Source organism: Saccharomonospora cyanea NA-134 (assembly GCF_000244975.1).
Taxonomy (GTDB): Bacteria; Actinomycetota; Actinomycetes; order Mycobacteriales; family Pseudonocardiaceae; genus Saccharomonospora; species Saccharomonospora cyanea.
Genome location: NZ_CM001440.1, coordinates 3895745 through 3920519 on the forward strand (window position 1 = coordinate 3895745; position 24775 = coordinate 3920519).

The 24775-nt window shown below is 70.9% G+C and carries 26 protein-coding genes; 9 read left to right on the top strand and 17 right to left on the bottom strand.

The annotated features are described in order from the left end of the window. The first annotated feature begins 369 nt into the window (after window positions 1–369). The 3 genes from SACCYDRAFT_RS17995 to SACCYDRAFT_RS18005 are packed head-to-tail and all read left to right on the top strand — an operon-like array spanning window position 370 to window position 3151. Window positions 370–1308: an ABC transporter substrate-binding protein gene (locus SACCYDRAFT_RS17995; RefSeq protein ID WP_005458366.1), complete on the top strand. Its 939-nt coding sequence runs from the start codon at window positions 370–372 to the stop codon at window positions 1306–1308. Window positions 1309–1310: 2 nt separating this feature from the next. Next, the gene (locus SACCYDRAFT_RS18000; protein WP_005458368.1) at window positions 1311–2378 is read left to right on the top strand and encodes a FecCD family ABC transporter permease; all 1068 of its coding nucleotides are present in this window, start codon (window positions 1311–1313) and stop codon (window positions 2376–2378) included. Next, complete coding sequence (locus SACCYDRAFT_RS18005; protein WP_005458370.1) at window positions 2375–3151, top strand: ABC transporter ATP-binding protein; 777 nt, start codon at window positions 2375–2377, stop codon at window positions 3149–3151. Before SACCYDRAFT_RS18000 ends, SACCYDRAFT_RS18005 begins: the two co-directional genes overlap by 4 nt. Window positions 3152–3183: 32 nt before the next feature. Here SACCYDRAFT_RS18005 and lgt read toward each other — a convergent pair whose 3' ends face one another. From lgt to SACCYDRAFT_RS18035, 6 genes are all read right to left on the bottom strand, one after another. Beyond that, on the bottom strand, window positions 3184–4257 hold the full coding sequence (gene lgt / locus SACCYDRAFT_RS18010) for a prolipoprotein diacylglyceryl transferase (RefSeq protein ID WP_043537387.1): 1074 nt from the start codon (window positions 4255–4257) through the stop codon (window positions 3184–3186). A gap of 91 nt (window positions 4258–4348) precedes the next feature. After that, window positions 4349–5134 (bottom strand): tryptophan synthase subunit alpha, encoded by a 786-nt coding sequence (trpA, locus tag SACCYDRAFT_RS18015; protein ID WP_005458374.1) that lies wholly within the window; start codon window positions 5132–5134, stop codon window positions 4349–4351. Beyond that, a complete protein-coding gene (gene trpB / locus SACCYDRAFT_RS18020; RefSeq protein WP_005458376.1) occupies window positions 5131–6369 on the bottom strand; it encodes a tryptophan synthase subunit beta in 1239 nt (412 codons plus the stop codon). Before trpB ends, trpA begins: the two co-directional genes overlap by 4 nt. Further along, window positions 6366–7175 carry an indole-3-glycerol phosphate synthase TrpC gene (gene trpC, locus SACCYDRAFT_RS18025; RefSeq protein ID WP_005458378.1) on the bottom strand — a complete coding sequence of 270 codons (810 nt, stop codon included), beginning with the start codon at window positions 7173–7175 and terminating at the stop codon, window positions 6366–6368. Before trpC ends, trpB begins: the two co-directional genes overlap by 4 nt. A 155-nt stretch (window positions 7176–7330) precedes the next feature. Further along, a complete protein-coding gene (locus tag SACCYDRAFT_RS18030; protein WP_005458379.1) occupies window positions 7331–7912 on the bottom strand; it encodes a Trp biosynthesis-associated membrane protein in 582 nt (193 codons plus the stop codon). Beyond that, window positions 7905–9458 (bottom strand): anthranilate synthase component I, encoded by a 1554-nt coding sequence (locus SACCYDRAFT_RS18035; protein WP_005458381.1) that lies wholly within the window; start codon window positions 9456–9458, stop codon window positions 7905–7907. Before SACCYDRAFT_RS18035 ends, SACCYDRAFT_RS18030 begins: the two co-directional genes overlap by 8 nt. Window positions 9459–9552: 94 nt before the next feature. Between SACCYDRAFT_RS18035 and SACCYDRAFT_RS18040 the strand changes: the two genes are divergently transcribed. Then, on the top strand, window positions 9553–10191 hold the full coding sequence (locus tag SACCYDRAFT_RS18040; protein ID WP_043537388.1) for a TetR/AcrR family transcriptional regulator: 639 nt from the start codon (window positions 9553–9555) through the stop codon (window positions 10189–10191). A 1-nt stretch (window position 10192) separates the two neighbouring features. Here SACCYDRAFT_RS18040 and hisI read toward each other — a convergent pair whose 3' ends face one another. Both hisI and hisF read right to left on the bottom strand, forming a co-directional pair. Then, window positions 10193–10555 carry a phosphoribosyl-AMP cyclohydrolase gene (gene hisI / locus SACCYDRAFT_RS18045; RefSeq protein ID WP_005458385.1) on the bottom strand — a complete coding sequence of 121 codons (363 nt, stop codon included), beginning with the start codon at window positions 10553–10555 and terminating at the stop codon, window positions 10193–10195. Next, entirely contained in the window at window positions 10552–11325 is a 774-nt protein-coding gene (gene hisF, locus SACCYDRAFT_RS18050; protein ID WP_005458387.1) for an imidazole glycerol phosphate synthase subunit HisF, read from the bottom strand. Before hisF ends, hisI begins: the two co-directional genes overlap by 4 nt. Before the next feature lie 117 nt (window positions 11326–11442). On the opposite strand from hisF, the gene SACCYDRAFT_RS18055 reads away from it, so the two are divergent. Together SACCYDRAFT_RS18055 and SACCYDRAFT_RS18060 are read left to right on the top strand one after the other, a co-directional pair. Beyond that, window positions 11443–13251, top strand: coding sequence for a hypothetical protein (locus SACCYDRAFT_RS18055; protein ID WP_043536621.1), 1809 nt, complete (start codon window positions 11443–11445; stop codon window positions 13249–13251). A gap of 48 nt (window positions 13252–13299) precedes the next feature. After that, complete coding sequence (locus SACCYDRAFT_RS18060; protein WP_005458391.1) at window positions 13300–13701, top strand: PPOX class F420-dependent oxidoreductase; 402 nt, start codon at window positions 13300–13302, stop codon at window positions 13699–13701. Between the two features lie 20 nt (window positions 13702–13721). Here SACCYDRAFT_RS18060 and priA read toward each other — a convergent pair whose 3' ends face one another. From priA to SACCYDRAFT_RS18090, 6 genes are all read right to left on the bottom strand, one after another. Beyond that, complete coding sequence (priA, locus tag SACCYDRAFT_RS18065) at window positions 13722–14453, bottom strand: bifunctional 1-(5-phosphoribosyl)-5-((5-phosphoribosylamino)methylideneamino)imidazole-4-carboxamide isomerase/phosphoribosylanthranilate isomerase PriA (RefSeq protein ID WP_005458393.1); 732 nt, start codon at window positions 14451–14453, stop codon at window positions 13722–13724. Window positions 14454–14488: 35 nt separating this feature from the next. Beyond that, entirely contained in the window at window positions 14489–15118 is a 630-nt protein-coding gene (hisH, locus tag SACCYDRAFT_RS18070) for an imidazole glycerol phosphate synthase subunit HisH (RefSeq protein WP_043537389.1), read from the bottom strand. Between the two features lie 73 nt (window positions 15119–15191). Further along, a complete protein-coding gene (locus tag SACCYDRAFT_RS18075) occupies window positions 15192–16376 on the bottom strand; it encodes an MFS transporter (protein ID WP_005458397.1) in 1185 nt (394 codons plus the stop codon). A 68-nt stretch (window positions 16377–16444) separates the two neighbouring features. Next, window positions 16445–17458 (bottom strand): PHP domain-containing protein, encoded by a 1014-nt coding sequence (locus tag SACCYDRAFT_RS18080; RefSeq protein WP_005458399.1) that lies wholly within the window; start codon window positions 17456–17458, stop codon window positions 16445–16447. Next, a complete protein-coding gene (locus tag SACCYDRAFT_RS18085) occupies window positions 17455–17964 on the bottom strand; it encodes a metallophosphoesterase family protein (protein WP_043536624.1) in 510 nt (169 codons plus the stop codon). Before SACCYDRAFT_RS18085 ends, SACCYDRAFT_RS18080 begins: the two co-directional genes overlap by 4 nt. An 11-nt stretch (window positions 17965–17975) precedes the next feature. Beyond that, window positions 17976–18227, bottom strand: coding sequence for a hypothetical protein (locus tag SACCYDRAFT_RS18090; protein WP_005458403.1), 252 nt, complete (start codon window positions 18225–18227; stop codon window positions 17976–17978). Window positions 18228–18486: 259 nt separating this feature from the next. Here SACCYDRAFT_RS18090 and SACCYDRAFT_RS18095 point away from each other — a divergent pair, with 259 nt between their 5' ends. Together SACCYDRAFT_RS18095 and SACCYDRAFT_RS18100 are read left to right on the top strand one after the other, a co-directional pair. Beyond that, a complete protein-coding gene (locus SACCYDRAFT_RS18095; RefSeq protein ID WP_005458404.1) occupies window positions 18487–20388 on the top strand; it encodes a VanW family protein in 1902 nt (633 codons plus the stop codon). A 78-nt stretch (window positions 20389–20466) separates the two neighbouring features. Next, window positions 20467–20658 (top strand): DUF5302 domain-containing protein, encoded by a 192-nt coding sequence (locus tag SACCYDRAFT_RS18100; protein WP_005458405.1) that lies wholly within the window; start codon window positions 20467–20469, stop codon window positions 20656–20658. Window positions 20659–20667: 9 nt separating this feature from the next. On the opposite strand, the gene SACCYDRAFT_RS18105 is transcribed toward SACCYDRAFT_RS18100, so the two are convergent. Then, the gene (locus SACCYDRAFT_RS18105) at window positions 20668–21657 is read right to left on the bottom strand and encodes an MBL fold metallo-hydrolase (protein ID WP_005458406.1); all 990 of its coding nucleotides are present in this window, start codon (window positions 21655–21657) and stop codon (window positions 20668–20670) included. Between the two features lie 83 nt (window positions 21658–21740). On the opposite strand from SACCYDRAFT_RS18105, the gene SACCYDRAFT_RS18110 reads away from it, so the two are divergent. Further along, window positions 21741–22703, top strand: a complete 963-nt coding sequence (locus SACCYDRAFT_RS18110) for a LysR family transcriptional regulator (protein ID WP_005458407.1) — start codon at window positions 21741–21743, stop codon at window positions 22701–22703. Here SACCYDRAFT_RS18110 and SACCYDRAFT_RS18115 read toward each other — a convergent pair. After that, entirely contained in the window at window positions 22688–23557 is an 870-nt protein-coding gene (locus SACCYDRAFT_RS18115) for a serine hydrolase (RefSeq protein ID WP_005458408.1), read from the bottom strand. The two genes, SACCYDRAFT_RS18110 and SACCYDRAFT_RS18115, sit on opposite strands and share 16 nt — an antisense overlap. After that, window positions 23554–24627 (bottom strand): Glu/Leu/Phe/Val family dehydrogenase, encoded by a 1074-nt coding sequence (locus tag SACCYDRAFT_RS18120; protein WP_005458409.1) that lies wholly within the window; start codon window positions 24625–24627, stop codon window positions 23554–23556. The genes SACCYDRAFT_RS18115 and SACCYDRAFT_RS18120 overlap by 4 nt, the downstream gene beginning before the upstream one ends. Window positions 24628–24775: the final 148 nt, after the last annotated feature.

Here is a 24775-nt window from a genome sequence, read left to right on the forward strand (position 1 = left end):
CAATCCGGCAGCGTTGCCGCGTCGGCTTTGCGCTGGTGTCTTGTTGTGGCTGTACCGGCCGGTCGCCGGACCGCCGTCCGGCCGTCGCCGCGTGGGTTGTCGAGCCGGTCACCCGAGTCTACTCGACGGTTCGGCCTGGTACTGTCACTGCGACGTGGGCGGGAGCGAAGTCCGGTGGGAATCCGGCGCTGTGCCGCAACTGTGATGGACCGTCCGTGGCGGCTCGTGAACGAGCCGTACGGCTGGGCCTAGCCAGGTCGCCTGACCGTTCACGTGACGCCATTACCGCCTCCGGCGCAGAGGTGCGGCGTCCGCGACCGCCCGACGGTCTCGGCGCGGCCGACGCGCCGGCCGAGAAGTCGAGGTCCGATGTTGCCTGTCAGACGGTTTCTGCTCCTCCCGCTACTGTTGGTGCTCTCCCTCACCGCCTGCGCCGAGCGCCAGGAGGACGCTCCTCAGACCCCGGCCGACAGCAGTGGCTTCCCCGTCGAGTTGAAGCCCGAAGGCGCGCCCGCCGTCACGCTGGAGGAACGCCCCGAGCGCATCGTGTCGCTGTCGCCGTCGACGACCGAGGTCCTGTACGCGGTCGGGGCCGGCGACCAGGTGGTGGCCGTCGACGAGATGTCCACCGTCCCGGAGAACGCTCCGCGCACGGAGATGTCGGGCCTGAGCCCCGACCCGCAGCAGATCGCCGGACACAACCCCGACCTCGTCGTCGTGGAGTCGGACACCGACGGCAAGCTGGCCGACGCGCTCGCCAAGACCGGCACACCCACGCTGGTGCTGCCCGCACCGACGTCGCTCGACTCGATGTACGCGCAGTTCGAGCTCGTCGGAGAGGCCACGGGCCACGAGAAGGAAGGCGCGGACCTGGCCCGGCAGACGAAGCAGGAGATCGAGAAACTGGTCGCCGACGCGGGCGACGCGGGCAAGGGCCTGAGCTACTACCACGAACTCGACCCGAGCTTCTACAGCGTCACCTCGGAAACCTTCATCGGCCAGGTGTACGACCTGTTCGGCCTCACCAACATCGCCGACCAGGGCGACCCGTCCGCCCACGGCGGTTACCCGCAGCTGTCGGCGGAGAAGATCCTGTCGGCCGACCCCGACCTCGTCTTCCTGGCCGACACGCAGTGCTGCGGGCAGAACGCCGAAACCGTGGCGAAGCGGCCCGGCTGGGACACGCTGACCGCGGTGAAGGAGGACCAGGTGATCGAGCTGGAGGACGACGCAGCGTCGCGGTGGACACCGAGGCTGGTCGACTTCGTCCGCGCCGTGGCCGACGGCGTGACGAAGGCCGCCGCCTGATCGTGTTGAAACGCTCGGCGCGACGCGCGCGCGACCGCGGGCGCGAGCACACCACCCGGCTCCGTCCGGGCACGGTGCTGCTCGCTCTCGCGGGGCTGCTGGCCGTCTGCGTGTTCGCCGTGGTGGTCGGAGCCGGTGAGCTGGGGTGGCAACGCGTGCTCGCCGAGATCGTCGCCCAGGTCACCGGCACGACGTCACCGCTGTCGGAACGTGAGGCGGCCATCGTCTGGGAGCTGCGGGTACCTCGGGTGCTGCTCGCCGGCATCGTGGGTGCCGCTCTCGCGAGCGCCGGCGCCGCCTTCCAGGGTGTGTTCCGGAACCCGCTGGCCGACCCGTACCTGCTCGGCGCGGCGGCCGGTGCGGGGATGGCCGCCACCCTCGTCATGGTGCTGGCTCCCGCCGTGACGACCTGGCCGGTGGGGCCCGTGCCGCTGGCCGCCTTCGCCGGTGCGCTCGGCGGGGTGGGGATGAGCTGGGTGCTGGGGCGTTCCGCCGGTGGAAGCGGCACCGCGACGCTGCTGCTCGCGGGTGTGGCGGTGACCGCCTTCCTGACCGCTGTACAGACGTTCGTGCAGCAGCTCAACACCGACACGCTCAAGCAGGTGTACACGTGGACGCTCGGCGGGCTCAACGTGAGCGGCTGGACCGACGTGTGGCTGGCCCTGCCCTATGTCGCCGCTGCCGCGGTGGTGTTGTGCCTGTGCGCGCGGCTGTTGGACGTCCTCGCCCTCGGCGACGCGGAGGCCACGTCCCTGGGGCTGCGTCCCGGGCTGCTGCGGCTCGTTCTGCTCGGCGCGGCGTCGCTGGCCACGGCCGCCGCCGTCGCGGTGAGCGGACTGATCGGGTTCGTCGGCATCGTGGTTCCCCACATCGTGCGCCTGCTCGCCGGGGCGAGCTACCGCGTGATCGTGCCGCTGTCCCTCGTCGGCGGCGCCGCGTTTTTGATCCTCGCCGACTACGTCGCCCGCACCGTGATGCCGGGTGAGCTGCCCCTCGGCGTGGTGACCGCGTTCGCGGGCGCACCGTTCTTCGCCATCGTCCTGCACACGACGAAGGGACGCGCCTCGTGACGGCCCTGCGACTCGACGGCGTCGGTGTCGCCTACAACGGTGAACCAGTGGTACGCGACGTCTCCGTCGCACTGGAGCAAGGGGGCTGGCTCGCCGTCGTCGGCCCGAACGGTGCGGGCAAGTCCACCCTGTTGAAGGCCATCGCCGGGCTCGTGCCCCATGCCGGCTCCATCACGGTGCACGGCACGCCCACCGACACGTTGACGCGGCGACAACGGGCCACGCTCGTCGGCTACGCCGCCCAGAGTCCGGTGCTCCCGGGCAAGCTCACGGTCACCGACTACGTGCTGCTCGGGCGCACGCCCCACCTGGGTCCGCTCGCGAGGGAAACCGCGGCCGACCTCGACATCGTGCGGGAGACACTCGACCGGCTCGACCTCGGCGCGCTCGCGGGACGCGAGCTCGACACGCTCTCCGGCGGGGAACGACAACGCGCGGTGCTGGCGAGGGTGCTCGTCCAGCGGACCCGGTTGTTGCTGCTGGACGAACCCACCTCCGGGCTCGACATCGGCCACGCCCAGGCCCTGCTGGAACGGCTCGACAGGCTCCGCACCGAGGACGGCATCACCGTGGTCACCACGCTGCACGACCTCACGTTCGCGGCGCAGTACGCCGACACGCTGCTACTGATCGACGGCGGTGAGGTGGCGGTGGCGGGCTCGGGCCACGAAGTGCTGACCGCCGCCCGCCTGCGGACGCACTACTCGGCACAGGTCGAGGTGCTCACCACCACGACCGGACATCCGGTCGTGGCTCCGGTCCGTTCCAGCTGAACCGGACTCTGTGCCCCCTTGCCGGAGGGGTGTCAACCGACCTCGGTACTCGCCGTTCCGCCGCCTCCGGAGCCGCCCCGCCGGTCGGGTCCGGTGCCGCCGGTGTCCTCGGTACCGCTGCCGTCGGCACGGTCCGTGGTGTCGGTGTCCGCACCGGCGCCAGTGTCCTCGGCACTGTCGGCGCCGTCGGCGCCGTCGCCGTCACCCGCCGCCCCGCCGTCGTCGGGGCCGGTCGCGAGATCCTCCGGCCGCTCCCTCGGTCCGAACCGCCTGGCGATCACCAGGTAAGCCACCGCACCGGCGAAGACCAGCACCGACGTCCACACGTTGACCCGAAGACCGAGGATGTGGTTGGCCTGGTCGGTGCGCATGAGCTCGATCCAGAACCGGCCGGCCGTGTAACCCGCGACGTACAACGCGAACGCACGCCCGTGCCCGAGCCGGAACCTCCGGTCGGCCCACAACACGAGGAGCGCCACACCGAGGTTCCACAGCAGCTCGTAGAGGAACGTCGGGTGCACGACCGCCAGGGGCACGTCGGTGACGGCCACGCCGTTGAGCGCGTCCGGCAGCCCCGTGGCGGGGTCGACCCGCTGGTAGATCTCCAGGCCCCAGGGCAGGTCGGTGGGCCCACCGTAGAGTTCCTGGTTGAAGTAGTTGCCGAGGCGGCCGATGGCCTGCGCGATCACGATTCCGGGGGCCACCGCGTCCGCGACGGCCGGGAGCGGGATGCCCTTCCGGCGGCACGCGATCCACGCACCCACCGCACCCAGGGCGATGGCGCCCCAGATGCCGAGGCCGCCCTCCCAGACGTAGAGCGCCCGGATCGGGTCCTTGCCCTCCCCGAAGTACAGCTGGTTGTCGGTGATGACGTGGTACAACCGCCCACCGACCAGACCGAACGGCACCGCGAACACCGCGATGTCGATGATCGTGCCCTTGGTGCCGCCGCGCTGCACCCACCGGCGCTCGCCCAGCCAGATGGCGAGGACGATCCCCGCGATGATGCACAGGGCGTAGGCCCGCAACGACAAGGGGCCGATCTGCCAGACGCCCCTGTCCGGGCTCGGGATGTTCGCGAGGAAGTACGCCGACGCGGTGTTCACAGGGTCACCGTAGCGCGACGCCGCGCACGCCACTGCGGGCCCCACCGCGAGTTGCCTCTTCGTCGTGAAGGCCACCCGGCCGCGGCGAGGATCAGCGGGCCGGTCGGCGAACCCCCTCGGCGAGCTCCGACGTCAACTCGGCCAGCGGTCCGGTCCCCTCCGCGGCCTTCGAGACCAGGGCGGAACCCACGATCACCGCGTCGGCGAAGGAGGCCACCTCGGCGGCCTGGTCACCGGATCGCACTCCGAGACCGACTCCCACCGGCAGATCGGTGTGCCGCCGGGTGCGCCGTACCAGCTCCGAGGCGGCACTGCCCACCGACTCGCGCGCGCCCGTGACGCCCATGACGGCGGTCGCGTACACGAAGCCCGTGGTGGCCTTCGTCGTCATCGCGATGCGGTCGTCGGACGACGACGGCGCCACCAAAAAGATCCGGTCGAGCCCGTGTTCGGTGGACGCGGTCAGCCACTCCGACGCCTCGTCCGGCGTGAGGTCGGGGGTGATGAGCCCGAGCCCGCCCGCCGACGCCAGGTCGCGGGCGAAGGCGTCGACCCCGTAGCGGTGCACCGGGTTGTAGTACGTCATCACGACGGCCCTGCCGCCGCGCGAGGCGACCGACTCCACGACCTCGAACAGGTGCCTGAGTTTGAAGCCGTTGCGCAGCGCCGCGTCGGCGGCCCCCTGGATGGTCGGGCCGTCCATCACCGGGTCGGAGTACGGAACACCGACCTCGACGAGGTCCGCTCCGGCGTCGACGGTGGCGGCGATCAGCTCCTTCGAGCCCTCCACGGTCGGGTACCCGGCGGGCAGGTACGCCACCAGCGCGGCCCGCCGATCCGCCCTTGTGCTGTCGAACAGCTCGGCCAGCCTGCTCACACGTCCTCCACGAGGTTGAAGTACCGGGCGGCGGTGTCCACGTCCTTGTCACCCCGGCCCGAGAGGCTGACCACGATGTGCGCCTCGGGACCGAGTTCCCGGCCGAGCCGAAGGGCGCCCGCGAGCGCGTGCGCCGACTCGATCGCCGGGATGATGCCCTCGGTCCGGGACAGCAACCGGAACGCGTCCATCGCCTCGGCGTCGGTGACGGCCTGGTACTCGGCCCGGCCGCTGTCCTTCAGCCACGAGTGCTCGGGGCCGACGCCCGGGTAGTCCAGACCCGCCGAGATGGAGTACGCCTCGGTGGTCTGGCCGTCCTCGTCCTGCAGCAGGTAGGACAACGCGCCGTGCAGCGTTCCGGGCGTGCCCCGCGTGAGCGTCGCGCCGTGTTCGCCGGAGTCGAGACCCTTCCCGCCCGGTTCCAGGCCCACCAGCCGGACCTCGGGGTCGTCGAGGAAGCCGTGGAAGATGCCGATGGCGTTCGAGCCGCCACCCACGCACGCGGCTACGGCGTCCGGCAACCTGCCCGTCAGTTCGAGGATCTGCCTGCGCGTCTCCTCGCCGATGACCCGGTGGAAGTTGCGCACCATGAGCGGGAACGGGTGCGCACCGGCCGCCGTGCCCAGCAGGTAGTGGGTGGTGTCCACATTGGTCACCCAGTCGCGGAGCGCCTCGTTGATGGCGTCCTTCAGCGTCCGCGAGCCGGTCCGCACCGGCACCACCTCGGCGCCGAGCAACCGCATCCGGGCCACGTTGAGCGCCTGCCGTTGCGTGTCCACCTCGCCCATGTAGACCACGCAGTCGAGGTCGAGCAGCGCACACGCCGTGGCCGTCGCCACCCCGTGTTGCCCCGCCCCCGTCTCGGCGATCACGCGGGTCTTGCCCATGCGCTTGGTGAGCAGTGCCTGACCCAGCACATTGTTGATCTTGTGCGAACCGGTGTGGTTGAGGTCCTCACGTTTGAGGAAGATGCGAGCCCCACCGGCGTGCTCGGCGAACCGCGGCGCCTCCGTGAGCAGCGACGGCCTGCCCGCGTACCCGGAGAGAAGCCGGTCGAACTCCCGCGTGAACTCGGGGTCCGACCGCGCCTTGTCGTACTCGGCCGCCAGTTCGTCCAACGCGCCCATCAGCGCCTCGGGCAGATAGCGACCCCCGTACGGGCCGAAGTGCCCGCGCTCGTCGGGGTCGTGCGCGCCTGCCGCCTGGTCCGTGTTCACGGTGTCCGCTCCCGTCATCGACTCGGCCTCGGGCAGGCCGGGTGAGACCCCGCCGTCACGAGTTTCACGAGGGCACCCTTCGGGTCGTCGGTCGAGACCAGCCCCTCCCCGACGAGGACCGCGTCGGCACCGTGCCCCGCGTAGGCCATGAGGTCACCGGGCCCGCGCACGCCGGACTCCGCGACCTTGTAGACGTCCATGGGCAGCCCGGGCGCCAGCCTGCCGAACACGTCCCGGTCCACCTCCAGCGTGTGCAGGTTGCGCGCGTTGATGCCGATGACCGACGCGCCGGCCTCCAGCGCGCGGTCGGCCTCCTCCGCGTTGTGCACCTCCACCAGCGCCGTCATCCCGAGGGACTCGACCCGGTCGAGCAGCGCCACGAGGGCGTTCTGCTCCAGCGCGGCCACGATCAGCAGCACCAGGTCGGCGCCGTGTAGTCGTGCTTCGTGAACCTGGTACGGGCTGACGATGAAGTCCTTGCGCAGCAAGGGAACATCGACCGCGGCCCGAACCGCGTCGAGGTCGGCCAGCGAGCCGCCGAAACGATGACGCTCGGTGAGCACACTGATCACCCGCGCGCCCGCGTCCTCGTAGTCCTTCGCCAGCGACGCCGGGTCGGGGATCGCTGCCAGATCGCCCTTGGAGGGGCTGCGGCGCTTGACTTCCGCGATCACGGCGATGCCGGACTCGCGCAGAGCCGCCATGGCGTCCCTGGGCTCGGGTGCCGCTGCGGCACGGCGCTTGAGTTCGTCGAACGGCAGCGCCGCCTCGCGCTCGGCGAGATCGGCCCGCACGTCAGCGATGATGTCTTCCAGAACGCTCACCGGGCGGCCCCACCGGGAGTCACGAAACCTGTTGATTCACTCGCAAGGTGGCTCACAAAAACCTTCCCCTTCCCGCCGATTCGATGCTAACCCGCGCGGTGTCGCGCATCGGCCTGGGGTCGTGTTCGCCTTGTCCGCCAGGCATAAACACCGAGTCAACGATCGCGTGTCGTGGGGTCCTCGCCCTCCGACAACGCGTTCCACAGGTCCGCGTCGGGATTTCCGGACCGCACGCGCCCCTTCCTGTCACCCGGTGCGGAGTACTTCGCGCCCATCCGGGGCATGCGGTGCCCTCGCCACGCGAGCACGGCCCCCGCGACCGCGTACAGCGCCGCCGCCGCGAGTGCCGCGGCGGGGCCCGTCCACGTCCTCGTCGGCTCGCCGGGAATCGTGTCGTAGCCGGGTGCCCGCGTGGACAGGTCCACGTCGTAGGCCGAACCGCCCAGCACGAGCACCGCCACCCACACGGCCACAGCGAGAAGCACTGCGCCCAGCACGCGCCGGGCGACGCCGCGCAGCGCCAGCGTCGCGGCGACGGCGGCCAGGGCCAGCAGCGCCAGCGGAACGGGCCACGCCACCAGGTCGCCGCCCGACAGCTCCTCGCGCAGCTCGCCGCCGACGACGGTGCCCGGAGGTACGTCGATCCACGTCAGCGACGAGGCCCCCCACAGCGCCACGGCGGCCAGCGCCAACGCCGCCACGGCGATCCACAGTGGACGCTTGTCGGAGTCAGGCACCAGGATCGGCCGCCTTCGCGGGGGCCATCGTGTCGGCCGCGGCCACGGCCGACAGCACGGTCCTCGCCTTGTTGAGCGACTCGTTGTCCTCGTAGTCCGCGTCGGAGTCCGCGACCACACCCCCACCCGCCTGGACGTAGGCCACACCGTCCCGCATCAGCGCGGTGCGGATGGCGATGGCGGTGTCGGCGTCACCCGCGAAGTCGAGATAGCCGACGATGCCGCCGTAGAGGGCTCGGCGAGTGGGTTCCAACTCCTCGATGAGTTCCATGGCCCGGACCTTCGGCGCGCCCGAGAGCGTGCCCGCCGGGAAGCACGCCAGCACCGCGTCGAACGCGGTGGCGTCATCCGCCAGCTCCCCGGTGACCGTCGACACGATGTGCATCACATGGCTGTATCGCTCGATGGTGAAGGAGTCCACGACGCGGACCGTGCCGGGGCGGCACACCTTGCCGAGATCGTTGCGGCCGAGGTCCACGAGCATCAGGTGCTCGGCGCGCTCCTTCTCGTCGGCCAGGAGGTCCTTGGCGAGCTGGGCGTCCTCCTCCGGGTCCGCACCACGCCACCGCGTCCCCGCGATGGGGTGGGTGCTCGCGCGCCCGTCACGCACGGTGACGAGCGACTCGGGGCTGGAGCCCACGATGTCGAACCCCTCCAGCCGCAGCAGGTACATGTACGGACTCGGGTTGGAGGTGCGCAGCACGCGGTACACGTCGAGCGCGTCGGCGTCCGTGCGCATCTCGAACCGTTGCGAGGGCACGATCTGGAACGCCTCACCGGCGTGGATGGCCTCCACGGCCTTGTGCACGGCCGCGTGGAAGTCCTCCTTGGTGCGCTTCCGGGTGAACTCGGGCGCGGGCCGCTCGAACACCGCGTTGGTGGCGGGCGCGGGACTGGCCAGCCGCTCGGTCATCACGTCCAGCCGCCGCAGGGCGTCGTCGTAGGCCGCGTCCACCCGCTCGGGGGAGTCGTCCCAGTTCACGGCGTTGGCGATGAGCGTCACCGTGCCCTCGTGGTGGTCGAACGCGGCGAGATCGGTGGCGAGCAGCATCGTCACCTCTGGGATGTCGAGGTCGCGTTCCGCGAGCTCGGGCAGGCGTTCGAGCCACCGCACGGCGTCGTACCCGATGTAGCCCACGAGTCCCCCGGTCAACGGCGGCATACCGGGCAGCGGCTCGGTGTGCAGCTTCTGGAGGGTCTCGCGCAGGATGGTCAGCGGGTCGCCCTCGGTGGGCAGCCCCGCGACGGGCTTACCCGTCCAGACGGCCTTCCCGTCACGGACGGTGAGCGCGGCCCGGCTGTCGACGCCGACGAACGACCAACGCGACCAGGACTGCCCGTTCTCGGCCGACTCCAGCAGGAACGTACCGGGCCGGTCGCCCGCCAGCTTGCGGTACAGCGCCACGGGCGTGTCCGCGTCGGCGAGCAACCGCCGCACCACGGGGATCACACGACGGTCCCGCGCGAGCGCCCGGAAGTCGTCACGACTCGGGCCGACCTCGCCCAGGCCGCGGGCCGCGGTGTGGGAGTTCTGGGCAGTCACCATGGGTTCATTGTGCCGCCGCCCGCGACAGGATCGTCAGCGGGTGATTTCAACACCAGTGGAAATAGTGATCCGTTCGTGCGGCATCATGGTCGACATGGCGACCGCGAAGGAGAACCCGGCCGGGCGGAGGACCGCTCGCAGGCGGGGCAGGCGACCGGCGGGCGAGGACACCAGGGCAGCACTGCTCGCCGCCGCCCGCGAGGTGTTCGCCGAGAGCGGCTACCACCACGCGACCGTCCGGGCCATCGCCACCAGGGCGGGCGTGGACGCGGCGATGGTGAACCACTGGTTCGGCGGCAAGGACGGACTGTTCGCCCAGGCGGTGTTGCACGTGCCGTTCGACGTCCGGGAGATCGTCGAGGACGTGACGGCCGACGGACCGGAGCGGCTCGGCGAGAACATCGTGCGCCGGTTCGTCACCACGTGGGACGGCGCGGGCGGCAGCGTGTTCGTCGCGTTGGTGCGCAGCCTCACGACCCACGGGGAGGCACTGGACGTCCTCAGGGAGGTCCTGCTGGGAAAGCTCCTCCCCGCGATCACGTCGGCGGCGGGAAGTGATCAGCCGGACCTGCGGGCGGCGCTGTGCGCCACGCAGATCCTGGGCCTCGGCATGGCCCGCTACGTGGCCGAGGTCGAACCGGTCGCCTCTGCCGACGTCGAGGCGCTCGTGACCACGGTCGCGCCCACCCTCCAGCGCTACCTCACCGGTGACCTCGGGCAGGCCGGGAGCTGACCTACCGGTCGGCGAGCAGCACCCGCTCGTCACCGTCGAAGCACGTGTGGGAGCCGGTGTGGCAGGCGGGGCCGGTCTGGTCGACCCGTACCAGCAACGTGTCGGCGTCGCAGTCGAGCCGCACCTCGCGGACGTACTGCGTGTGGCCGGACGTCTCTCCCTTGACCCACAACCTGCCACGGCTGCGGGAGAAGTACGTCGCCCTGCGCGTGGTGAGAGTGCGGTGCAGCGCCTCGTCGTCCATCCACGCCACCATCAGCACCCGCGAGGTGGAGTGCTCCACCACCACCGCGCACACGAGTCCGTCGGCGTTGCGCTTGAGCCGCCGCGCGAGCTCCGGGTCGAGCCCCTCGGGTTCGCTCACCGGACCTCGACACCCCCCTCGCGCAGCGCCGCCTTCACATCGCCGATCTTCATCTCCCCGAAGTGGAAGACGCTCGCGGCCAGCACCGCGTTCGCCCCCGCACGCACGGCGGGAAGGAAGTGGTCGACCGCGCCGGCTCCGCCGCTCGCGATGAGCGGCACCCGGACGGCGGCCCGGACGAGTCCGATCAGCTCCAGGTCGAACCCCTGCTTCGTGCCGTCGGCGTCCATCGAGTTGAGCAGGATCTCGCCGACCCCCAACTCCTCGGCGCGCGCGGCCCACTCCACGGCGTCGATACCGGTGCCGCGCCGCCCGCCGTGGGTGGTGACCTCGAAGCCGGACGGGGTCGGCGTGCCGCCCTCGGGCACGCGCCGGGCGTCCACCGACAGCACCACGCACTGGGCGCCGAACCGGCGGGACGCCTCGCGCAGCAACTCCGGTCTCGCGATGGCGGCCGTGTTGATGCTCACCTTGTCGGCACCGGCCCGCAACAACCGGTCCACGTCGTCCGTGCTGCGCACACCACCGCCCACGGTGAGCGGGATGAACACCTGCTCCGCCGTCTTGCGCACGACGTCGAACGTGGTCTGGCGGTTGCCCGACGACGCGGTGACGTCCAAAAACGTCAGCTCGTCGGCGCCCTCGGAGTCGTAGAGGCGGGCGAGTTCGACGGGATCGCCGGCGTCCCGCAGATCGGCGAAGTTGACGCCCTTGACCACCCGACCCGCGTCGACGTCGAGACAGGGAATGACTCTCACCGCGACGGACATGCGAACCAGCCTAACCGGGACGGGTGGCCGCGAAGCAGGGTGACACCGCGTGCCCACGATCACCGGGTGCGCATGGCCCGAACGTGGGGCGATCGGGCCGCTCTCTACAGTGATGCCATGACACTCGCCTCGGTGGGGGACGTGCGGACCGTCCACGAACCACAGCCGGGGGACGGCGCAACCCCTCACCCGGGGCCCGCTCGACGCGCTCGTTTCGCCCCCATCGCCTCGGTGTCCGCGGGCACCGCGCTGATCGGCGTCCACGCGTCGCTGTACGGCAACTGGTTGATCGACGACGCGGCCATCACGTTCGCGTACGCCCGCAGCTTCGCCGAGGGACTCGGGCCCGTCGTCCAACCCGGCGCCCCGCCGGTGGAGGGCTACTCCAATCCGACCTGGTTGCTCCTGCTGGTCCTCGGCAGGTTCACCGGCCTGTTCGACAACGGCACGCTGTTCGGCGTTCCCGACTACGTGCTGTTCCCCAAGGCGCTGGCCCTGCTGTGCTGCGCGGGCATCCTCACACTGAGCTACGTGGCCGCACGCAAGGTGTTCTCCACTCTGGCGTGGGTCGTGCCACTCGCCACCGGAGCCGTGCTCGCCGCGATCCCCTCGTTCGTGATCTGGGCCTTCTCGGGCCTGGAGAACCCGCTGTACGCGCTGCTGCTGGTCGGCCAGGCGGTGTTGCTGTTCTGCGCCGTCCTGGACAACCGGCTGCTCACGACGAAGGTGGCGCTGGCGGCCGGTGGGCTCGCAGCGCTCGCCGCCCTGACCCGGCCGGAGGGTCTGATCTACGCGGGCACCTACCCGCTCGTGCTGTTGACGCAGCTGCGGCGCGCCACGTTCCCGATGAGCGTGCGGCGCTGCGTGGAGTCGACGGTGGCCTTCGCCCTTCCCGTCGGCGCCTACTTCGGCTGGCGGTACGCGACCTTCGGGCAGTGGCTGTCCATGCCGTCCGTGGCGAAGGCGCAGGACCTGCCCACCCTGGAGGACATGGCCCGGCCGGGTGAACTCGTCTCCTACCTCGGCGCGCTGGCGGTCCTGTTCGTCATGGCGGTGATCGCCATCGCGCTCGCGAGGGCCCCGTGGTGGCGGCCGGGCCTGCTGGCCGTGCTCGCCCCGCTGGGCCTCGCGGTGATCGCCTACGCCGTGCTGGAACCGGACTGGATGGAGCAGTACCGGTTCGCCACTCCGGTGTGGGTGCTCGGGACGCTCGCCGCGACGCTGGCGGCCGTCGAGGTGTTGCGCTCGGCGAGCGTACGGGCGCGTGCGTGGCTGACCGCCGGGCTGGTCGCGACGTTGCTGCCGACCGGAGCCGTTTTCGCCGAGGCGTCCGAGGAGTTCCAGGCGCAACCCAACATCTCCGCCTGCTACGTCGCCGACCGGTTCGGCAGGGTGTTCAACGGCTATGCCGACATCCTCGGGCTCGAGAAGGCGTCGCTGCTGATCCCGGACCTCGGCGGCTCCGCCCTCACGAGCAGGCTCGAACTGGTCGACATGGCGGGTCTGACGCACGCGGAGTTCGCCGAGATGGCCAGGGAGGGCGACCGCAGGGCGCAGGTGGAGTACGTCTACACGGTGGCCAAGCCGACGTTCGTCCACGTGCGGGAACCGTGGAGCAGCGGGACCGGCATCGGGTGGGACCCGAGGCTCGAACGCGACTACTACCCCATCCACTTCGACATCTACCAGGGCGAACCCCACGGTGACTGGGTACGCAAGTCAGCGGTGCCCACGCCGGAGTTGCTCGCCGAACTGCGCGACTACGCCGACCGGTCGGCGGCCTGGGTGGAACAGCGGGCCGGGGTGTCCCCGCTGCGGGACTGCGGCCCGACCCTGCACCGGGGGGAGACCGGCCTGTCCGAGCCCTTCCCCGGGGAGGAGCGGAGTCCGGAGTCCCCGGCTCGTCCGGAGGCGGCGGCACGCTGACGCCCAGCGGGTGCGGCAGGTTTCCCCGTCGGCCCCGGGCACGGCACGATGATGCGAATGGACACCGAGAGCGAACTGGCGCGCCTGGACTCCGAGAAGTACGTCTCCCTGGTCACGTTCCGCAGGACCGGCGTCGGTGTAGCGACACCGGTGTGGATCGCCAGGGACGGCGACGAACTGCTCGTCTTCAGCGAACGCCACGCGGGCAAGGTGAAACGCATCCGTAACGACCCGAGGGTCGAACTGACCGCCTGCGACGTTCGCGGGCGGAGGACCCACGGCGCGACCGTCACCGGCAAGGCGCGCGTGCTCGACGACGAGGGCAGCGCCCACGCGAGGCGGGTGATCGCCCGCCGGTACGGCCTCGTGGGCAGGTTGACGATGTTCTTCAGCCGACTGCGAGGCGGCCCACGGCGCACCGTGGGCATCGCCATCGCCCTCGCCGACTGACCGCGCCAGGGGCGCGGCGCCTACCCGACGGCCGAGAGGGCCTCGGGCAGTGTGAACGCTCCCGCGTACAGGGCCTTGCCCACGATCGCGCCCTCCACGCCGTCGCGCTGCAGCGTGGCGAGGGCTCGCAGGTCGTCGAGACTGGACACGCCGCCCGACGCGATGATCGCCGCGTCGGTGCGGGCCGTGACCTCACGCAGGAGGTCCAGGTTGGGGCCGCGCAGGGTGCCGTCCTTGCTCACGTCGGTGACGACGTAGCGCTGAGCGCCGTCACGGTCGAGCCGCTCCAGGGTCTCCCACAGGTCGCCGCCGTCCTTGGTCCAGCCCCGGGCCGCGAGTCGATGCCCCTCGTCGGTGATCCGGACGTCGAGCCCGATGGCGACGCGGTCGCCGTACGTGGCGACGACACGCGCGCTCCACTCCGGGTCCTCCAGGGCCGCCGTGCCGAGGTTCACACGGCGGGCGCCCGTCGCGAGGGCCGCTTCGAGCGACTCGTCGTCCCGGATGCCGCCGGACAGCTCCACGTCCACGTCGAGCTTGCCGACGACCTCGGCCAACAGCTCGCGGTTGGAGCCCTTGCCGAACGCGGCGTCGAGGTCCACCAGATGGATCCACTGCGCGCCGTCTCGCTGCCAGGCCAGCGCCGCCTCCAGCGGCGATCCGTAGGAGGTCTCGGTGCCTGCCTCGCCCTGCACGAGACGCACGGCCTGTCCGTCGGCCACGTCCACGGCGGGAAGTAGTGTGAAGCTCACCGGGCCACTATAGGAACCGAGGGAGCCTCGACGGCTCAGAGGGTCCGCACCCAGTTGCGGAGGATGTGCGCGCCCGCGTCGCCCGACTTCTCCGGGTGGAACTGTGTCGCCCACAGCGGCCCGTTCTCGACCGCGGCCACGAACTCCTCCCCGTGGTGGGCCGTGGTGACCTTCGGCTGCCCACCGGGCAGTTCCGACACCAGTTCCCACCGCCGCACGGCGTAGGAGTGCACGAAGTAGAACCGGGTGTCCGCATCGAGGCCCGCGAAGAGCTCCGAGCCGGCGGGTACGCGCACCGTGTTCCATCCCATGTGGGGCAGCACGTCGGCGTCGAGTCGCTCGACCGCTCCCGGCCACTCGCCGACGCCCTTGGCCTCGACGCCGTGCTCGACACCACGTTCGAACAGGATCTGCATCCCGACGCAGATGCCGAGCACGGGCCTGCCCCCGGCGAGCCGGGTATCGATGATGCGGTCACCGCCGACGGCCAGTAGCCCTTCCATGCACGCCGCGAAGGCTCCCACGCCCGGTACGACGAGACCGTCGGCCTCCAGAGCTGCGCGATGGTCCGAGGTCACCTCGACGTCCGCGCCCGTGCGCCGCAGGGCACGTTCGGCGGAGCGGAGGTTGCCGGAACCGTAGTCAAGGATGGCGACTGAAGGCACGCCCACCAGCTTAGGCCGTGTTTCGCGAATCCCGCGTACCGGCTGCGCTCGGAGAGGACTCACGAAACACGACCTAACCGCTCCCGCTGACCCGGCGACCCGCCTGCCAGGCCGCGGGCAGCACGGCCAGCGCCATGGCGGCCAGCAACGTGAACGAGGCACCCACCGTGGTGGCCGAGATCAGCGCTCCGACGGCGAAGGCGCCGAGACCCTGCCCTGCGTCGAAGGCGATGTTCCAGGCCACGCTCGCCTGGGCGGCCGGGGTGCGGGCGAACATCGCCACGAGGGCGTCGTTCTGCACGACCCCGAACCCGACGCCGAACACGGCCACCGCCACGACGGCGACGACGGCGAGACCGTCCGCCTCGGCGACGAGCGCGAAAGCGAGCAGGCCCCCGCCCCCGGCCACGAGGGCGGGCAGCAACATGCGGCCTGGGGTGGTGACGCGGTCTCCGTAGTGTCCGGCGAGCCAGCGGGTGAGCATGGCCGCTCCCGGCACGACGAGCAGCGCGACGGCCGCGACCGGCGGGCTCAGCACGATGGGCAGAAACGTCGCGAGCGCGCCGTAGCCGGTGGACAACGCGAGCATGGGCAGCCACGGTCGCCATGTGGCCGCCGCGACGTCCGCGGCCCCGCGCAATCCGCCGCGCGCGGTGTCGTTCCTCGGGCGCGAGCGGGGCAGACCGCAGGTCGGCACGAGCGCCAGCAGCGGTAGGGCGGTCGCCAGCACGAACACCGGCACGAAGCCCCAGTTCTCCGCGATGGCCGCGCCCGCGGGCAACCCGACGAGCTGAGGCAGCCCCACGGCGAGCCCGTAGAGCCCGGAGCCGCGCGCCACCAGCCCCGCCGGCAGCAACTCCGCGATCAACGCGCTACCGCACACCGTCAGGAGCCCGAAACCCAACCCGCGCACGAACGAGACGGTCAGGATGGCGGGCGAGGAGGGGAACACGGCCAGCAACGGTGTGGGCACGCCGATCAGCAGCGTCCCGAGCAGCAGTCCGGCGCGGTAGCCGAACGCTCGCACGAACGCGGGGACGGCGAACTGCGCCAGCACGGTGCTGGCCATGAAGACACTGGTGGAGGCTCCCGCGACGACGGAGTCCGCCCCGTGCCGCACGACCCACAGCGGCACCACGGGCAGCAACAACGAGAAGCCGCTGAACGCTCCGGCCGCGACGAGGAGCATGAGCGAAAACGGCCGGTGACGCAGAGGGGAGACGGGCTCACCGCTCGGCGGCGCCGCGGGTCTGGGCATGGACACGCCCCTCTTCTAGTACGCCCGTACCCGTCTTGTCGAACCCGTCGAGCCGGGCGCGACGTCAGTCACCCCCGCGCCCACTCCAGGAGCCGGTCGGCTGACAGGGTGTTGACCACGTCGCCCGCCTCGACGCCGCACTCCAGCGCACGCGCACACCCGTAGGGCTGCCAGCCGAGCTGTCCCGGTGCGTGCGCGTCGGTGTCGACGGCGAAGCGGCAACCCAGCTCCCGGGCGCGGCGCAGCAGGCGTCGGGGCGGGTCGAGCCGCTCCGGACGGGAGTTGATCTCCACGGCGACGCCGTGCTCACGGCAGGCCTCGAACACGGCGTCGGCGTCGAACTCCGACTCGGGCCTGCCCTTGCCGGTGACCAGCCGTCCCGTGCAGTGGCCGAGCACGTCGACGTCCGGGTTCGACACGGCGGCGACCATGCGTTCGGTCATGTGACGGGAGTCCATCCGCAGGTGGGAGTGCACGCTCGCCACCACGACGTCCAACTCCGCGAGCAGGTCCGGCTCCTGGTCGAGCGAGCCGTCGTCGAGAATGTCGACCTCGATGCCGGTGAGCACGCGAAACGGTGTGCCCTCGCTCGCGTACGCGGCGTTGAGCTCGGCCACGACGTCCAGTTGGCGGCGCAGGCGGTCGGCGCTCAGCCCTCGTGCCACCGTCAGCCTCGGGGAGTGGTCGGTGAGCGCCACGTACTCGTGCCCGAGCGCGCGAGCCGCCTCGGCCATCTCGTCGATGGGGCTGCCGCCGTCCGACCAGTCCGAATGCGTGTGGCAGTCCCCGCGCAACGCGGCGAGCAGCTCCCCGCCGTCGGGCAGGTTCTCCGCACTGCCCGCGACCTCGGTCAGGTAGGCGGGTTCGCGCCCCGCCAGCGCGTCGGTGATGACACTCGCCGTGGTCTTGCCGATCCCGCTCAGCTCGGTGAGCCTGCCCTCGGCGACCCTGCGCTCCAGCTCCTCCCGGCCGAGTCCCTCGACCACCGACGCGGCCCTGCGGAACGCCCTGACGCGGTACGTCGGTGCTCCCTCTCGTTCGAGGTGCAGTGCGATCTGCCTGAGTACGCCGACGGGATTCATCGCCTCACCTTCCGGGGAAGCTCGTGGAACTCCACGTCGCGGAGACGGGAGCTCTCGACCGTCACCGTGAGATAGGTGCACGCCGGTTGCCGGCGCCGGTCTGTGGGCGATCCGGGGTTGAGCAGGCGTAGGCCACCCGGGGTCACGCTGTCCCACGGAATGTGGCTGTGCCCGAAAACCAGCACGTCGGTGTCGGGGAACCACGCGTCGCAGCGTTTCTCCCGTCCCTTGGCGGGGCCCGTCTCGTGGACCACGGCCATGCGCAGACCGTCCAGATCGACTCTCGCCACCTCGGGGAGCCGACGCCGCAGCGCGGGGCCGTCGTTGTTGCCGTACACGGCGACCAGCCGCCGGGCCGCCTCGTCGAGCCGGTCGAACAGCGACTCCGAGACCCAGTCGCCCGCGTGCACCACGACGTCGGCGTTCTCGATCTCACGCCACACCTGTTCGGGCAGTTCACGCGCCCGTTGCGGCACGTGCGTATCGGAGATCACCAGCGCCCTCATGCCGTCACCCGTCAACCGCCCTGGTTCGAGATCTCGACGTCCAGACCGGCCGCGATCCGTTCGCACTCCGCCGCGGACGGTTCCCGCCCACCGAGCCGGTCGCGCAGCTCGTCCCGGCCGGCCACCTCCAGCGCTCCTGCGTAGTCCGGGGAGCGCAACTCCCCCTCCCCCAGCACCCGCAGCGTCCCCTCGTGGAGCACCAGCCGCGCCGACGGGTCGTCGCTGGTGAGTAACGCGCGAACAGCGTCGGCAGTGACACGCATGGAACCTCCCGCTCGCTTCTTCACATCCGATCACTGCCGGGTACCCACAAAAACGGCTATCGCAATGAAATAAAACTGGTACATCGCCCCGGAGAGGCCGAAACCCGACTCGACAATGCCCGAAGGATTCGCCTGTCAACCGCGTGACCTGCGCCGATTCGGCGGAGCCCGAGACGGGGGGCTCATGTCGTCCCCGTCGCCGTCACCCGTATCTTGGCCTGCGGAGTTCTGGCCGGACGCCGGACGTGGAGGGGTTGCCTTGCAGCAGAATAGCCAGTGGCCCGAGTCTCACAGCGAACAAACGGACATACTTCCGCGGGTTGACGCGCAGCAGGCCCAGCCCGATTCGAACGCCACGGAGAGCACCCAGTACATCGCCGCGCACGACGCGCCGACCCAGCAGCTCTCCTCCACGGGCCAGGGCGGCGGCACCCCACCTCCGGGACAACCCGGCGGCACCGCAGCGAAACCGTCCCGCCCCCGCTGGCGCAGGCCCGGGATCATCGCCGCGGCCGTGTTCGGTTTCCTCGTGCTGGTGTACGGACTGGATCTTCTCTTCACCAGCGGTGACATTCCCCGCGGCGTGACCGTGGCCGGCGTCGACGTGGGTGGAATGAGCCACTCCGAGGCCGAGAACCTGCTGCGCGAGGAGATCGAGCCGAGGCTCAACCAGCCCGTCGCCTACAGCGCGGGCGAGGTGACGGGCGAGCTGAACCCCAAGGAGTCGGGTCTCGCCCTCGACTGGGACGCCACCCTGGAGCAGGCGGGCGACCAGCCCCTCAACCCCTTCACCCGGATCTCCTCCTTCTTCACCACCACCGAGCTCGGTGTGGTGACCCAGGCCGAGCCCAACCAGTTCGACAACGCCATGAAGGCGTTGCGCAAGGACATCGACCAGGAACCCGTCGAGGGTGACGTCGTCTTCGAGGGCGCCCGGCCGAAGGCGGTGGAGCCCAAGCAGGGGCAGAAGCTTCAGACGGAGGCGGCGCAGGAGACCATCCTGACGCACTGGGCCTCCGGCGAGCGGCTCACACTGCCGGTGACCTCGACCCCGGTGACCGTGCCGATGGAGGAGGTCCAGAAGGCGCTTCGCGAGGTCGCGCAGCCCGCCATGTCCGGTCCGGTGACCGTGCACGGGGAAGGCGCCGACGGCGTGCTCGAACCGGAGGAGATCGCGGAAGGGTTGTCGTTCGAGGCGAAGAACGGCTCACTCGTCCCGAAGATCGACCAGAAGAAGATCGTCGCGGGCGTCGAGCCCGAGCTGGCCTCCACGGAGAAGGAGGGCAAGGACGCCAAGATCGTCTTCCAGGGTGGCAAGCCCGCGGTCGAACCCTCCGAGGACGGAAACCAGATCAAGTGGGACGAGACCCTCAAGCCGCTGCTCGACGTGCTGAAGAAGACCGAGGGGCGGGAGCTGACCGCCACCTACGAGAAGAAACCTGCCGAACTCACCACCGAGGAGGCCGAGGGCCTCGGCATCAAGGAGGTCATCGGCGAGTTCAGCACCGGCGGGTTCGCGGCCGACTCGGGCGTCAACATCCGGGTGGTGGCCGAGGAGGTCAACGGCGCGATCGTCAAGCCCGGTGAGACCTTCAGCCTCAACGAGTACACCGGTCCCCGCACCAAGGCCGAGGGCTACGTCGAGGCGGGCATCATCCAGGACGGCGCACCCGGCAAGGCCGTCGGCGGCGGCATCTCGCAGTTCGCCACCACGCTCTACAACGCGTACTACAACGCCGGACTCAAGGACGCGGGGCACCAGGAGCACAGCTACTACATCAGCCGGTACCCGAAGGGCCGCGAGGCCACGGTGTTCCAGAACCCCGACGGCTCCAGCGTCATCGACCTGAAGTTCACCAACGACAGCCCTCACGGCGTGGCCATCCAGACCATCTGGACACCGTCCGACATCACGGTGAGGCTGTGGGGCACGAAGCGCTACGAGGTCGTGGGTCAGACGGGTCCCGAGACCAACCACGTGCCACCGCACACGGTGGAGGGCCCGAAGGAGAACTGCCACGCGAGTGCCGGCGCGCCCGGCTTCACGGTCACCGACACCCGCATCCTCAAGGACATCGAGACGGGGCAGGAAGTGCGCAGGGAAGAGCGCACGGTGAAGTACAACCCGCAGCCGAAGATCGTCTGCAAGAACAAGGACTGAGCGCGTAAATCGGTGGCCTCCGCGAGTCCGGACTGCCAAGGTGGAGCAAAGCAGGCTTTCCGACTCGCGGAGGTTCCCATGTCCGACACCACAGCAAGCAACGGCGGGGACAGCCGGAACGACGACGTCAAACGACGTTTCCAGGAAGCGCTCGCGCGCAAGCAGGCCAAGCACAAGGCCGGTGAGTCACACGCCGACCGCGGCAACGCGGCGGCCCACCCCCACGGTCCGCTCGCGCACAAGCGCGACTTCCGCCGCAAGAGCGGCTGAGCGCACGACCTACGTCCGCAGCGTCTCCAGGTGGTCCACCACCCGGAACTCCGACGCCGGGCTCGCCGTGGTGACGGCTTCCCTCAGTTGTTCGAGCCCGCCCCAGTCCTTCGCGGGCTCGAACAGCGAGTGGTCGAAGTCGTCCCAGTGGGTCGGCACGACGTACGGCGGGTGTCCCAGCGTCCGGAGCAGCCTGCCCACGTAGTCGGGCACCATTCCTCCGCCCGCGGGCAGCAGCACGACGTCGGGGCGGAGTCCGGCGAGCTCGGACTCGATGTAGTTCGACCCGCCGAAGTCGAGCACGCTCGCACCGGAGTCGGCGATCACCTCGTAGGCCAGCGTGCCGCCCTCGACGAGGTCGCGGATGTACTCGGGCCGCTTCGGCGGCACGGCCGGGCGGGTTCCGGCGAAGGCGACCCGCCCGCGCGGCGCGGATGCCGAGTGCAGTGACCGCAGTACCCGGATGGTGTAGCCGTCGAAGGACAGGTACTCACCACCCGTGGCGACGCAGAGCTGCTCCTCCGGCGCGCCGAGGGCGAGCATCAGGTTGACGTGCGTCTCGGTGCCGACGACGGTGGCCCCGGTCTTCTTCGCGAGGTAGGGCACGTCGGTCAGGTGGTCGTAGTGGCCGTGGGTGACCAGGATGTGGTCGGCGCGCAACTCCCCGGAGTCCACCATCCTGTCGATGAGCGCGGTGTCGACCTCGATCCTGGTCTTCGGGTCGGCACCTTCCTTCGTGTAGGTGCCGGTGTGGAAGCGGGTCAGCCACGGGTCGATGAGCACGGTCCTCTCGCGGCCGTCGCCGGCCTTCGTACGGATCTCCCAGCTGTTGTTGCCCCACCAGCGCAGCCACAGGCCCGCCCTCGCCTGTCGCTGCCCCACCTCGGGTTCGGACGAGGACGTCGCGGCCACCACGCCGCCGGTCGCGGCCATGGCGACAGCCCCGAGTCCCACGCCGAAGATCGCACGCCGGCTCACCCTGTCGTCTCTGTCGTTCATGAGCACATTGAGCTACACCCTCACTCCATCTGTCCAATATCGACAGTTGTGGTCCGTGATACCCGAACCGGTATCGTCGCTGTGTGGACCCCGTGCGTGCGCTGCGCAGCTTCGTCGTCGTGGCCGAGGAACGTCACTTCGGCAGGGCCGCCGACCGGCTCGGCATCGCCCAACCACCGCTCAGCAGACGCATCGCGCGGCTGGAGAGCGAACTCGGTGCGCGACTGTTCGATCGGGACAGCCGACGGGTCGAGCTGACCGAGGCCGGGCAGGTGCTGCTCGCGGAGGCCAGGGACGTGCTCGCGCGGTGGGACCGCATGGTCGCCCTCGTCGGCAAGGCCCACCGCGGCGAGACGGACACGCTACGCGCCGGGGTGCCGCCCGAGGTGCCGGGCCGCACACTCGCCGCGATCCTCCGCGCGTTCACCGACGCCTGCCCCGACGTGCGGCTCGACCTCCAGGAACTCACGACGGCGGAGCAGTTGCCGCTGCTGGCCGACCGGCAGCTCGACGCGGGACTGTTGCACCACCCGGTCGACACCGTGGGGCTGCACCTCGGTCCCGTCGTGGAGACGCCCCTTGGTGTGGTGTTGCCGAGGGAGGACCCGCTGGCCCCCCGCACCGACCTCACCCTGCCCGACCTCGCGGGCCACGGACTCGTGCTCTTCCCGAGGGCCGCGGCCCCCGGCCGATACGACGAGACGCTGCGGACGTGCTGGGAGCGAGGTTTCCGGCCCACCACCGTGCACCACGCCCGCAACCCGGAGTTCGTGCTCGGTCTGGTACTCGCGGGCCACGGCGTGGCGTTCGACAGCGGGGGCGTCGCGAGGAAGGAGCCGAGGGCGGTGTGGCGGCCGTTGCGGCCGGAGCCGCTCGTCTGGCGCATGTCGTTCGCATGGCCTTCCACCAGCCCGCACCCGTTGGCGGCCCGGCTCGCCGAGGTGGCCGCCGAGGTGCTGCGCCGCGACGGCGTGTCGACGGTCGCGCGGGCTCCCGATCCCGTGCAGCCGCCCCGGCCGTGGGACGTCGTCTACGCGTCGGGCTGACGCAGCGACTCCACCGCCGCACGCGCCGTGAGACCGATGGCCCGCTCGATGTCGGGGCGTCGCCCCTCCAGCGAGGCCACCCGCGTGAACACGGCGACGGCGTACCGGCCGCCGTCGGGGTAGGTGACCACGCCGATCTCGTTGCGCACGCACGGCAGCGTGCCCGTCTTGCCCGCAACCGAGGCCTCGGCGGGAAACGCCGACCCCAGCCGTAACCAGTTGACCTGCTGCGCCATCCACCTCCGCACGGCCGCGCAGCTCTCCGGCGGGCCCGCCCGGTCGGTCCACACGAGCTCCAGCAGCCGGGTCATCTCCTCGGGCGTGCCGGCGTTGGTGTGCGCGGGGTCCAGCGCGCGGGTCGCGAGCACCTCCTCCGCGGTCAGCCTGGGGAACCGGGCCGCGAAGTCGGCCGGGCCGCGTGCGCCGACGTCCTCCGCCATACTCCGGACCACGTCGCGAGGTGGGCAGACCACGCGCGTCGCGGTCAGGCCGAGCTCCGTCACCAGCGCCTGCACGTTGTCCACGCCCACTCGGTCGAAGAGCAGGTCCGCGGCGCTGTTGTCGCTCACGCTCATCGCGAGGAACGCCGCGTCCCGCAGGCTCAGCTCGACGTCGTCGGCGCACCCCGCCGTTCCGGTGCCGCCCAGCCGGTCCTCGGCCGACACCCGCACCCGGTCCGCCGGGTCGAGCTGCCCCGCCGCGACCTGGCGGGCGAACTCCAGCACGAGCGGCACCTTCACGACCGACGCGAGCACCGCGCGCTCGCCGGACCCGACTCCCGTCTGCCTGCCGGTGGCAAGACAACGGGCGTGCACCTGCGCGTGCACGCCCGTCGCTTCGAAGAACTCGATCACCTGGTGAGTATCGACCTCAGCCGGGACACCTCCGCCATACGGCGCTCGGCGAGGCGGTCGGCCGCGGTCACCGGCGGCACGCCCTCCTCCTCGGCGAGGGCGAACACCTTCTTCGTCGTCTCGTACAGCGCGCTCACCTTGCGGTGGGCCCGCTCGAAGTCGAACCCGTGGAGTTCGTCGCTGACCATGATGACGCCACCGGAGTTCACGAGGTAGTCGGGAGCGAAGAGGATCCTCCGCTCGTCGAGCAGCTTCTCCACCCCCGGGTGGGCGAGCTGGTTGTTCGCCGCGCCACAGACGATCCTGGCGCGCAGCACCTCCACGGTCGCGTCGTCGAGCGCCCCACCGAGCGCGCACGGGGCGTAGACGTCGATGTCGGAGGCGACCAGTGCCGCGGTGTCGGAGACGACGTCCACCGACGGGTGCGCGGCGCGGACGCGGTCGATCGCGGCCTCGGAGACGTCGGTGACGACGACCTCCGCGCCAGCCTCGACCAGATGCCCCACGAGAAGGTGGCCGACCTTCCCCACACCGGACACACCGACGCGGCGCCCACGCAGCTCGGGGCTGCCCCACACGTGCTCGGCGGAGGCTCGCATGCCCTGGAACACGCCGTAGGCGGTGAGCACGGACGAGTCCCCGGCACCGCCGTCGTCGCGGGAGCGGCCGGTGACGTGCCGGGTCTCCCTCGCGATCACGTCCATGTCGGACACGTAGGTGCCCACGTCGCAGGCGGTGATGTAGCGGCCACCGAGGGACTCGACGAACCGGCCGTAGGCCCGCAGCAGCGCTTCCGACTTGACCGTGGCGGGGTCACCGACGATGACGGCCTTGCCACCACCGAGGTCGAGTCCCGCGAGGGCGTTCTTGTACGACATGCCCATCGACAGCGCCAGCACGTCGTTCAACGCGTCCTGCTCCGACGCGTACGGGTAGAAGCGGGTTCCGCCCAGGGCGGGCCCGAGTGCGGTGGAGTGCACCGCGATGATCGCCTTGAGCCCGGTCTGCGGGTCCTGGCAGTAGACCACCTGTTCGTGGCCGCCGTCGCGGCCGAATACACCATCGGTCACGGTCGTGACTCCTTTGTCGTCGCCCGGCGCGGCTTGTGGCTCGCGCTCCGGTGTGCCGGTGTTCGGTTGTGGGCGGCCACGAACCGGAAGGTCGTTCCGGGCCTCCTCGCCGCCGCCTGCGAATCTAGCTCACGCACAACCGCCGGAA

Bases quoted from the DNA above. Each gene is read 5' to 3' on its own strand.
- SACCYDRAFT_RS17995 (WP_005458366.1), top strand. From the start codon at position 370: ATGTTGCCTGTCAGACGGTTTCTGCTCCTCCCGCTACTGTTGGTGCTC.
- trpB (WP_005458376.1), bottom strand. From the start codon at position 6,369: ATGACGGGAGCGGACACCGTGAACACGGACCAGGCGGCAGGCGCGCAC.
- SACCYDRAFT_RS18035 (WP_005458381.1), bottom strand. From the start codon at position 9,458: ATGGTGACTGCCCAGAACTCCCACACCGCGGCCCGCGGCCTGGGCGAG.
- SACCYDRAFT_RS18040 (WP_043537388.1), top strand. From the start codon at position 9,553: ATGGCGACCGCGAAGGAGAACCCGGCCGGGCGGAGGACCGCTCGCAGG.
- hisF (WP_005458387.1), bottom strand. From the start codon at position 11,325: ATGTCCGTCGCGGTGAGAGTCATTCCCTGTCTCGACGTCGACGCGGGT.
- SACCYDRAFT_RS18055 (WP_043536621.1), top strand. From the start codon at position 11,443: ATGACACTCGCCTCGGTGGGGGACGTGCGGACCGTCCACGAACCACAG.
- SACCYDRAFT_RS18060 (WP_005458391.1), top strand. From the start codon at position 13,300: ATGATGCGAATGGACACCGAGAGCGAACTGGCGCGCCTGGACTCCGAG.
- SACCYDRAFT_RS18075 (WP_005458397.1), bottom strand. From the start codon at position 16,376: ATGCCCAGACCCGCGGCGCCGCCGAGCGGTGAGCCCGTCTCCCCTCTG.
- SACCYDRAFT_RS18080 (WP_005458399.1), bottom strand. From the start codon at position 17,458: ATGAATCCCGTCGGCGTACTCAGGCAGATCGCACTGCACCTCGAACGA.
- SACCYDRAFT_RS18085 (WP_043536624.1), bottom strand. From the start codon at position 17,964: ATGAGGGCGCTGGTGATCTCCGATACGCACGTGCCGCAACGGGCGCGT.
- SACCYDRAFT_RS18090 (WP_005458403.1), bottom strand. From the start codon at position 18,227: ATGCGTGTCACTGCCGACGCTGTTCGCGCGTTACTCACCAGCGACGAC.
- SACCYDRAFT_RS18100 (WP_005458405.1), top strand. From the start codon at position 20,467: ATGTCCGACACCACAGCAAGCAACGGCGGGGACAGCCGGAACGACGAC.
- SACCYDRAFT_RS18105 (WP_005458406.1), bottom strand. From the start codon at position 21,657: ATGAACGACAGAGACGACAGGGTGAGCCGGCGTGCGATCTTCGGCGTG.